We start from the raw sequence: 8,668 nt of genomic DNA on the forward strand, positions 1-8,668 counted from the left end.
CCGATCCGCGACTCCCATACAGGCCAGCGCCGCCACGGCGGGGCACTACAGGCCGGACAGATGGCAGCATCCGACTACGCGACCAAAACCTCTCCACTCCGGACTTGCGCTGAAGGGGGCGTCCACAGATGGAAAGCAGACGCCGGGTCCGCCGCTGCAAGCGGACGCCGATGACCCGGAAGCGCTGGCATGCCATGATGAGCCATGCGCTCGCCGGTCCACCTGAACGCGCTTAAGGCTTTCGAAGCCAGCGCCCGCCATGGAAGTTTCTCTTTGGCGGCGACGGAGTTGAACGTGACGCCGGCCGCTGTGGGTCAGCTGGTTCGCACTCTGGAAGAGTGGCTAGGCGCGCCGTTGTTTCACCGGGGCGGCAGCGGCAAAGCGCGCCTGACACCGACCGACACCGCCCAGCGCGCCCTTCCCGATCTGCGCACCGGTTTCGATAGCCTCAGTCTAGGCTTGGCTCGGCTTCAGGAGGCAAGCTCCAACGGCGTCCTGACCGTTACAGTCAGTCCCGCCTTCGCAGCCAAATGGCTGCTACCGCGTCTAGACCGCTTCCAGTCCGCTTGGCCCGATATCGATGTGCGCCTCGACACGAGTCTGAAGCTGCTCGATTTCGCCGCCCAAGGCATCGACATCGGCGTACGTTACGGGTCCGGCGCCTGGCCGGGATTGAACGCGGAACGGCTGATGGAAGAAGATGTCTTCCCTGTCGCCTCACCGGCCCTGATGGCAGGCGGGCGCAGTCCTGCGACGCCAGCCGATCTGGCCAAATATACCCTGATCCATGACCTGTCGGTTGATGCCTCGGCTGGATTTCTCACCTGGGAGAGCTGGCTGCAGCAAGCTGGAGTCACCGCGACGGCGACGACGCGTGGCCTTCGTATCAACAACTCCGCCGCTGTGCTGCAAGCGGCCATAGATGGTCAGGGCGTCGCCCTGGCGCGCAGTGTCATGGCGAGGGACGACCTGAGCGCGGGAAGATTGATACGCCTCTTCCCCGACATCACGGTGCAGTCGGCTTTGGCCTATTACGTCGTTCGCCGCGAGGCCTGTGAGGGCTTGCCGAAACTTACCGCATTTCGTGACTGGCTGTTCGCCGAAGCTGCTGCCCAGCAGGTTGTGCGCTAAAGATTTTCTTTCAAAGCGATCAAGATCATCGCGTTTGTAGCAGTGGCAGCACCGCGCGATAACGGCCTCACCGGAACGGGGATTGGCGTCACACCAGACGCCGACCCGGTCCTCGCTTGAACATTGTAACGGGCCGCGAGGCCGACCGGGCCGCGCCTTTCGCGATTCCCGGCGCGCGATCGCTTGGCCGATTGAAAGGAAGAACAATGCGTTTCGAAGGTAAGGTCGCTGCGGTTACTGGCGGCGGTTCCGGGATCGGCAAGGAGACGGCGGCGCGCTTCGTCGCCGAAGGCGGCCGGGTGGTTCTGAACGGCCGCGACGCCGCCAAGCTTGATGCGGCCGCTCGCGAGATCGACGCCAGCGGCGAACGTGTGGCTGTGTCCGCCGGCGACATCGCCAATCCGGCGACGGGCGCGGCGATGGTCGACATGGCTGTTGAGCGCTTCGGTGCGCTTGACGTGCTGTTCAACAACGCTGGCGTCTTCAATCCCAAGCCGTTCCTCGACCTGACCGAGGCCGACTACGACTGGTATCTCGACACCATCCTCAAGGGTAAGTTCTTCGCTGCCCAGGCTGCGGCCAAGGCCATGAAGGATCGCGGCGGCGCCATCGTTCAGACCGGTTCGATGTGGGCGATCCAAGCCATCGGGGCGACGCCTTCGGCAGCCTATTCCGCAGCCAACGCTGGTGTTCACGCGATGGTTCGGAACTTGGCCCTCGAGCTGGCGCCGCTGAAAATCCGAATCAACGCCATCGCCCCCGCCGTGGTCGAAACGCCAGTCTACAGCACCTTCCTGTCGCCCGAACAGGTGAAGGAGGTTCTGCCGACCTTCGACGCCTTCCATCCGCTCGGCCGCAATGGTCAACCGTCTGATGTCGCTGAGGCTATGCTGTTCCTGGCTTCCGATCAGGCCAGCTGGATCACGGGCACAGTGCTGCCGGTCGATGGCGGCGTTACCGCGGGTCGCCAATAGGACGCTGCGCCCTCGCTGGCGCCGGACAAAACGGAGGATCGGACTGTGAGCTTGAGGATCAACGCGGACCTGACAGCGCCGGTGCGGACTCGCGGTGGGGAATTGCCTTGGATCGATAGTCCCGCCGCCGGCGTCCAGCGCCGTATGCTGTTTCGGATCGGCGACGAGCAGGCTAGGGCCACGTCTATCGTGCGCTATGCCCCCGGCAGCCGGTTCGCGCGCCACACGCACACCGGCGGGGAGGAGTTTATCGTCCTCGAGGGCACCTTCCAGGACGAGACGGGCGATTTCCCGGCGGGCACGTATGTGCGTAACCCGCCGGGGACGAGCCACGCGCCAGCGAGCGCCGAGGGCTGCACGATCCTCGTAAAGCTGTGGCAGTTCCGCTGCGATGACGACGTGCGGACCGTGGTGCGACCGGGCGAAGGCGCGGCCCTGGAGCTGGCTCCCGGCGTCGATGCGGCGCGATTGCTGTTCGAAGGCGCAGGCGAGCGGGTGACGGTGGAGGACTGGCGGCCCGACGCGGCGTTCAACCTCAACAGCCAGGACGGGCTGGAACTGTTCGTTCTAGAAGGCAGCTTCAACGACGGGCAAGAATCCCTCGACCGTTGGTGCTGGCTGCGCCTGCCGCCGGGCCAAATCTTACCGGTGCGCGTCGGCGCGCAGGGCGCGCGCGTGTGGATGAAGCGAGGGCCGGTGCTCCACGACGATGTGTGCCGGTTCGACAACGGAGCGGCGCCCCAATGACGGTCTTGGGCCTCGCAGGAGCCGCCGCCGCCATAGGTGCGGGCGGCACGGTTGTGCTCGACCTGTGGGCGAAGCTGTTGCAGCGCGCTCTCAATATCCCCGGTCCCAACTGGGCCATGGTGGGGCGCTGGATCGGGAACATGCCGCGCGGGCAGTTCCAGCACGCATCCATGGCGCAGGCCGCTCCGGTGCGCGGCGAGTTGGTCATCGGTTGGACTGCGCACTATGTGATCGGCATTTCCTACGGAGCTATCGTTGTCGCGCTGGGCGGCTCGTCCTGGCTGAACAGGCCTACGCCTTTGCTGGCGCTGGCCGTCGCCTGGGTGATGCTCGCCGCCCCGTTCTTCGTCATGATGCCCGGAATGGGGTCGGGGGTGGCGGGGTCGAAAACACCCCATCCCCATCGCACCCGCCTGAAAAGCTTTGTCAGCCACACGATTTTCGGCATCGGCATGTTCGCGACCGCCCTGCTGATGGCGGTGCTGCGGTGAACCGCGTTCCTGTCGTCATTGTCGGCGGTGGGCTGGCGGGCCTATGCGCGGCGTGGCGGCTTCATCAGGCCGGTATAGCCTTCGTGTTGGTCGAGGCGCGCGACCGGCTGGGCGGGCGAATTCTCACCGTCGGCGCCGACGGAAAGCCCTCAGCGGATGGGTTCGATCTCGGATCGTCCTGGTTCTGGCCGGTGATGCAACCGGCTATCGGCGATCTCGTCCAGGAACTCGGCCTGCAAAGCTTCGCGCAGAACAGCGACGGTGACGTCCTCTTTGAACGCATGTCCCGCGAACCTGTGCACCGCTATCGCGGTGCACCGCCTGACGCGCCTTCGATGCGGCTCGAAGGCGGCACGGCTTCGCTGGTCGAGGCCATCACCCGCCACCTTCCGCGCGACAGCATCCGCCTGGAAAGCCGGGTGGAAATCTTCAAGCTGATTGCTGATGGGGTGGAGATCAGCCTCGAAGACGGCACGACCCTGACGGCCGAACGTGCCATCGTCGCAGTCCCGCCGCGTCTGCTCGGCGCGACAGTTCGTTTCGATCCGCCGCAGGACCAAGCCGTCCACGCGCTATGGCATGGAACGGCGACGTGGATGGCTCCGCACGCGAAGTTGGTCGCAGTCTACGACACGGCCTTCTGGCGTGGCGCCAACCTCTCGGGCACGGCGCAGAGCATGGTCGGACCGATGCCAGAAATTCATGAGGCGACGACTGCCAGCGGCAAGCCGGCCCTGTTCGGCTTTGTTGGCGTTCCCGCTCACCAGCGCGTGGCGGCCGGGGACGTCGCGATCAAGCGCGCCTGTGTCGAGCAACTGGTGCGTCTGTTCGGCGAGGCCGCGCGGACGCCAAGCGCCTTGATGTTGAAGGATTGGGCGCAGGACCCGTTGACGGCCATTGCCGCCGATTACGTCGCAGCCGGTCACCTCACTGGCCGAGTAGGGGATTGGACCGCCGGACCATGGCGCGCCCGCCTATTCCTCGCAGCGAGCGAAACGAGTCCAGTCGAGCCGGGCTATCTCGCTGGGGCAGTTGCGGCTGCCGAGCGAGCCGTCGCGGAGCTCATGCGTTAGCGCTGACCCGGGGAGCAGACGCTGACAATGTCCGCCGTGGGTGGAGGCTGTGTGAGAACGCGTTGCCGGCGCGGCCGGGTATTGAGAAACGTCGCGGGCGGTCAGGCCCTCATGGCCTGGATGAGCGGCGCGACGCCGAGGATGGAGAACGCTGGCGAGCGCCTGGGAATCGATCTCGGCGGCGAACACCTCGTCGCCGACGACCGTGACGCGGATGTCGGCGGCCTTTAGGACTTCGCGTTGCAGTATCATCGGAGCTGCCGCGATGGCTCGGGCATCGCGGGCGACGGCGGCCTCGACCCGACTGGTGAACATTACCCGGTCGGTCGCACCTTCAAGCCGCGCCTGCCGAAGGGGCTTGGCGACCACGCCAGCGCCTTCGAGGAACGCGTCGAAAACGACGACATCGTTCGTGACGACCGTGTCAGCGATGGCGAAACCCAACCGCTTCGCCTCTAGCAGCTGACGTGGCTTGTCCTCGGCGGCCGCAATGGCGGCGGGCGCGCTCAGCCAGCGTCGGCCGATCCGTTGATAGAGGCTTTTGAGGAGAGCGGACCATTCGACGGCGCAGTAGGCACGCTCGTCGCTGGCGAGCACCGCGGCATCAAGTTCAGGCACGCCCGGCCGGCGGAAATAGGCAGCCGTGATGTCGGCCCCGGCCAATGTTCGGTCTGGGAGCTGCAGAGACCAGTCGCCGTCATTCTCAAATCCGAGACGGACCTTGGCTTTAGGAAGGTCAGCCGGGCGAACGCGAGGCCGCGGCGCTGGGCCTCCAGGACGATGAAGTCGGTCGTGAGATCACGCGCGTTGCTGACGAGCAGGATCACTGGATGGGGAGAGCGATCCCGCCGTGACCGAAATCCTCGCCGCTGGCGGCCTCGATCTCGAAGGCGACATCCTCGCTCTCGACCTGGGCATAGGTCTTGGTGGCGATGTCGAGGGTGGCGGCGGTGATGTCGCTGTCATCGACTTCGGCCTGGACGCGGGTCGTGGTGGCCGTGTCGCCGGCGGCGGCGAGAGCGATATCGGTATCGTCCTGCTCGGCCAGCACCTTAGTGAAGGTGGCGGTCTCGCCGAGATCGCGCCGCACCTCTACGATCGGTCGGGCGCCTTGGCCCGCATCCACCATCCAGACGCTGTGCTCTGGGCTGTAAGCGCCGGGCAGGGGTGCGCTTGCGGCCTCCCGCGTAGTCGCCAATTGCGTCAGAAAGGGCCGGATGGCTTGGCGGGACGACTCGTCGATCATGTCCCTTCTCTAGCTCAGATTGCACAGGAATAGAATGTGAACACGCCCGCCGCTCAGTTCGACGCGCCAATCGAGCGGCGACGATGACCCGAGGCGATGAGCTGCTGGCATCTGTCGACGCCGCCTTGCACGACCTCGATGGGTATAGGCTGGCCCATTACCGCTCCGACCAAGTGCGCGACGTCGTCCAGCGACTTGGCTCGATTACCGAACGCTTCTTCAAGTCCGCAGTCTGGCCGGGCACGCCTGCGGAGGTGACGCTGGACACACTAATCGGTCGCCTCAAGCGGCACGGCTTGGACAAGGCGACGCGAAGCGCTCTGCATGCCCTCCGCGAGCTCTACAACGACGCCAAACACGATTCCGCGGCGACCATCGGCCTCAAAGGGGCGCACGACACGATCTTGAGGGCGCGTGCCGCCCTGGTCGCTGTGCTGGATCTTGGCCTTGGCTCGTCCGCCGCCGAAGTCAGCCAAGCAACAAGTCGGCTTCTCTGGGTCGGCGCTTGGGACGACTATGTCGGCGGCTTGACCGAGGTCTACATCTCCCTGCCGCTGCCCGGAGAACCCTTTGCCACACATGTCGATGTGGTGCATATCGCCGGGCTGTCCTGGGATGCGATGAGGGCCGAGCTGTTGGCCACCACATGTTTTCATCTCGGGCCCGACCACTTCGCCCCGGACGACTATCATCGCTATGCGGCGGAGGGCGATTTCCTGGCGGCGGGTGTCTGGGACGGCGACTACCGCCAGCTTGTCGCGATCCTCTCTCGCTACGAACGCCGGGAGGCGAAGGACGAACTCATTCCAGGCCTGCGCCGAGACCACATGCCGTTGGCGGTGTTGTCCGCTGTGGTGCTCGCAGCGACTGATGTGGCTGCAGCCGCAGCGGAGAGCCGGCCAGCCGACGCCCTTGCCCGCGAGATCTTGGCGCGCGCCGACGCGGCCTACGCCATGCCTGATGAGCGACCCTGGGTGCGACGGCGCGCTGAGGAGATCGCAGCACTGATCGCGGAGGCGCCGTTCGACACTTGGCGAACCCTTTCCGGACCTTACTGGGAGCTCTGGGATGCGAAGGGGCGGTTCACGCGAAGGGCGGAAGCCTCACCTGTGGGTTATAGCCTCGACGAACAGGGGCGGATCGTCATCGGCCACGTGCGATCGACGGAACATGAAGCATAAGGCCGGGCGGCTCGGACTACCATCGGTAGTCGCGTCACTTCCGCAACTGCAGCCACTGTCGCTTGCGTACTCTGGCCCGGCTGGGGCGCCCGACAGGGCGGCGGGCGAACGGTGGCGGGGCGTAGGCTTACGCATCGCCGCCGCCGAGGGGAGGGGCCAGAGTGACGTCGTCGCTGTCTAGGGCAGGATAGCCTTCGCGGCGGCGGATCACTACGTGGAGCGGTCCAGTGGCCAATCTCAGTCTTCGGGTGTCCGACGATTTGCTGGCTCGGTTCGACGCCGCTGCGGGCGGGCAGGGCGGCCGTGCGCCGACGTTGCGCCGCCTCATGGATCAGGCCGCTGCCGGGCCGCCGCCGCCAGGCGGGCGGCTTCCGGCGCGTCCCCTGAAGTTGACGGTTCGCCTCACCGCCGACGACGGCGAGGGCTTGGCTCGCGAGGCCGCCGGCATGGCGTTGACGAAGCCAATACGCCGCTCACGCCGGAGGGGCGGCAGGGTCTGATTCCGACCTACATCACCACGCGGGCGGAATTGAACGAGGCCGAGCAGGAGAACATCGCGGAGGCCGACCGCTGGGCGTTTTCCCGGAAGCGAGCCGACGTCGTCGACATCGACTTCCTGATGGCGCTGCATCGCCGGATGCTACGGAAGGTCTGGCGGTGGGCCGGGGGCCAGCGGACGTCCGAACTGAACATCGGCGTCCCTCCGCATGCTATCGCGGTCGAGCTCCACACCCTGGTGGGCGACGTCCGCTACTGGATCGACCACCAGACCTTTCCGCCCGACGAGATCGCCGTGCGTTTCCACCATCGGCTTTCGCAGGCCGCCTTGCCGTCGTGATCGAACTCGTCAGCTGTGCGGCCTTGCGCCGTGCTGTGATGGAAGGCGGCCCGCTCCGGCAACATGACCGGGGCGAGTTGAAGTCCAAACGACCCCTCGATGACGTCGGCGGCCTCCTGGTAAATGAGCGGGGCGCGAGGCGGGCCGGCCATCAGCACGACAAAAGCCGGCTTGTGGCTCGCCTTTACCAGTTCCGCGGTCGCTTCAATGGCCGCTAAGTCGAAGGCCTTTGGGCGGCAGGGGACCAGGATCAGGTCGGCGAGGCGTGCCGCCTGCCGCGCCATGGCGTCGGCGTGTGGTGGCGTATCGATCACCGCCAACTCGCCGCCCAGTTCGGCGGCTTTGCTCAGCTTACCCGCCAGCAGCGTAGGCGCCCCGCAGTCGATGATCTCTGGATCGGCGCCCTTGCGCCACTCACCCCAGCGGCTGGCGGTCGCCTGCGGATCCGTATCCACGATCAGGGCGACACTCTCGGCCGCCGCCGCGGCTAGGTGAATGGCGAGGGTGGTTTTCCCTGCGCCGCCCTTCTGGCTGATGATAGCGATTGTTCGCATGTGCACCTCCTGACAGGAGGGCATGTGAACAGGCTCACGCGTGGTCGCCAGGGCACCCCTGCACGGATCGGGCAATCTCGCAGATTGGGATAGAAATCGGCAGGGTGGATTCCGTGACTCAGTACCATCGCGGATTCTTCACCGTCATGCCTACCTGCTCGCCGGACTCGTCGTCGAACACGATGTAGGCCTTTCCAGGCAATATGGGTTGGTCGGTCATGGGGACGCCGTTGGCTTCCGCCAGAGCTCGGCGGACGCTCAAACTCGTCTGAGCCCATATCAGATAGGCTTGGCGAACGGGGGGACCTGGAAATGCAGTCTCGGGCTCGAAGCCCTGAGTGTCTGCCCCGAAAAGAAGTTGGGTGATATCAGAGGCTTGTGATTCTGTCGGTGTTGCGAAGCATCGACGGAGCGACACATGTGGACCGATACC

At 65.8% G+C, this 8,668-nt stretch carries 10 protein-coding genes; 7 read left to right on the forward strand and 3 right to left on the reverse strand.

The window, feature by feature from the left end; all coding sequences use genetic code 11:
• Positions 1-204 precede the first annotated feature (204 nt).
• The 5 genes from gcvA to VJS38_RS14435 all read left to right on the forward strand — a co-directional run bounded on the left by gcvA (position 205) and on the right by VJS38_RS14435 (position 4,416).
• Positions 205-1,131 carry a transcriptional regulator GcvA gene (gene gcvA / locus VJS38_RS14415; RefSeq protein ID WP_324088844.1) on the forward strand — a complete coding sequence of 309 codons (927 nt, stop codon included), beginning with the start codon at positions 205-207 and terminating at the stop codon, positions 1,129-1,131.
• Between the two features lie 206 nt (positions 1,132-1,337).
• Positions 1,338-2,105 (forward strand): SDR family NAD(P)-dependent oxidoreductase, encoded by a 768-nt coding sequence (locus VJS38_RS14420; protein WP_324088845.1) that lies wholly within the window; start codon positions 1,338-1,340, stop codon positions 2,103-2,105.
• A 45-nt stretch (positions 2,106-2,150) separates the two neighbouring features.
• The gene (locus VJS38_RS14425) at positions 2,151-2,852 is read left to right on the forward strand and encodes a cupin domain-containing protein (protein WP_324088846.1); all 702 of its coding nucleotides are present in this window, start codon (positions 2,151-2,153) and stop codon (positions 2,850-2,852) included.
• Entirely contained in the window at positions 2,849-3,343 is a 495-nt protein-coding gene (locus VJS38_RS14430; protein ID WP_324088847.1) for a DUF2938 domain-containing protein, read from the forward strand. Before VJS38_RS14425 ends, VJS38_RS14430 begins: the two co-directional genes overlap by 4 nt.
• Complete coding sequence (locus VJS38_RS14435) at positions 3,340-4,416, forward strand: flavin monoamine oxidase family protein (protein ID WP_324088848.1); 1,077 nt, start codon at positions 3,340-3,342, stop codon at positions 4,414-4,416. The genes VJS38_RS14430 and VJS38_RS14435 overlap by 4 nt, the downstream gene beginning before the upstream one ends.
• Here the strand turns inward: VJS38_RS14435 and VJS38_RS14440 are convergent.
• Positions 4,318-5,079, reverse strand: a complete 762-nt coding sequence (locus tag VJS38_RS14440) for a hypothetical protein (RefSeq protein WP_324088849.1) — start codon at positions 5,077-5,079, stop codon at positions 4,318-4,320. The genes VJS38_RS14435 and VJS38_RS14440 overlap by 99 nt on opposite strands.
• Before the next feature lie 160 nt (positions 5,080-5,239).
• Positions 5,240-5,662 carry a hypothetical protein gene (locus VJS38_RS14445; RefSeq protein ID WP_324088850.1) on the reverse strand — a complete coding sequence of 141 codons (423 nt, stop codon included), beginning with the start codon at positions 5,660-5,662 and terminating at the stop codon, positions 5,240-5,242.
• An 83-nt stretch (positions 5,663-5,745) separates the two neighbouring features.
• On the opposite strand from VJS38_RS14445, the gene VJS38_RS14450 reads away from it, so the two are divergent.
• Positions 5,746-6,843 carry a hypothetical protein gene (locus VJS38_RS14450; RefSeq protein WP_324088851.1) on the forward strand — a complete coding sequence of 366 codons (1,098 nt, stop codon included), beginning with the start codon at positions 5,746-5,748 and terminating at the stop codon, positions 6,841-6,843.
• 214 nt (positions 6,844-7,057) lie between these two features.
• Complete coding sequence (locus VJS38_RS14455; protein ID WP_324088852.1) at positions 7,058-7,681, forward strand: mobile mystery protein B; 624 nt, start codon at positions 7,058-7,060, stop codon at positions 7,679-7,681.
• Here VJS38_RS14455 and VJS38_RS14460 read toward each other — a convergent pair.
• Positions 7,594-8,235 (reverse strand): AAA family ATPase, encoded by a 642-nt coding sequence (locus tag VJS38_RS14460; protein ID WP_324088853.1) that lies wholly within the window; start codon positions 8,233-8,235, stop codon positions 7,594-7,596. The genes VJS38_RS14455 and VJS38_RS14460 overlap by 88 nt on opposite strands.
• Positions 8,236-8,668: the final 433 nt, after the last annotated feature.

Origin of the sequence: Phenylobacterium sp., from assembly GCF_035276905.1 — a bacterium.
GTDB lineage: Bacteria > Pseudomonadota > Alphaproteobacteria > Caulobacterales > Caulobacteraceae > Phenylobacterium.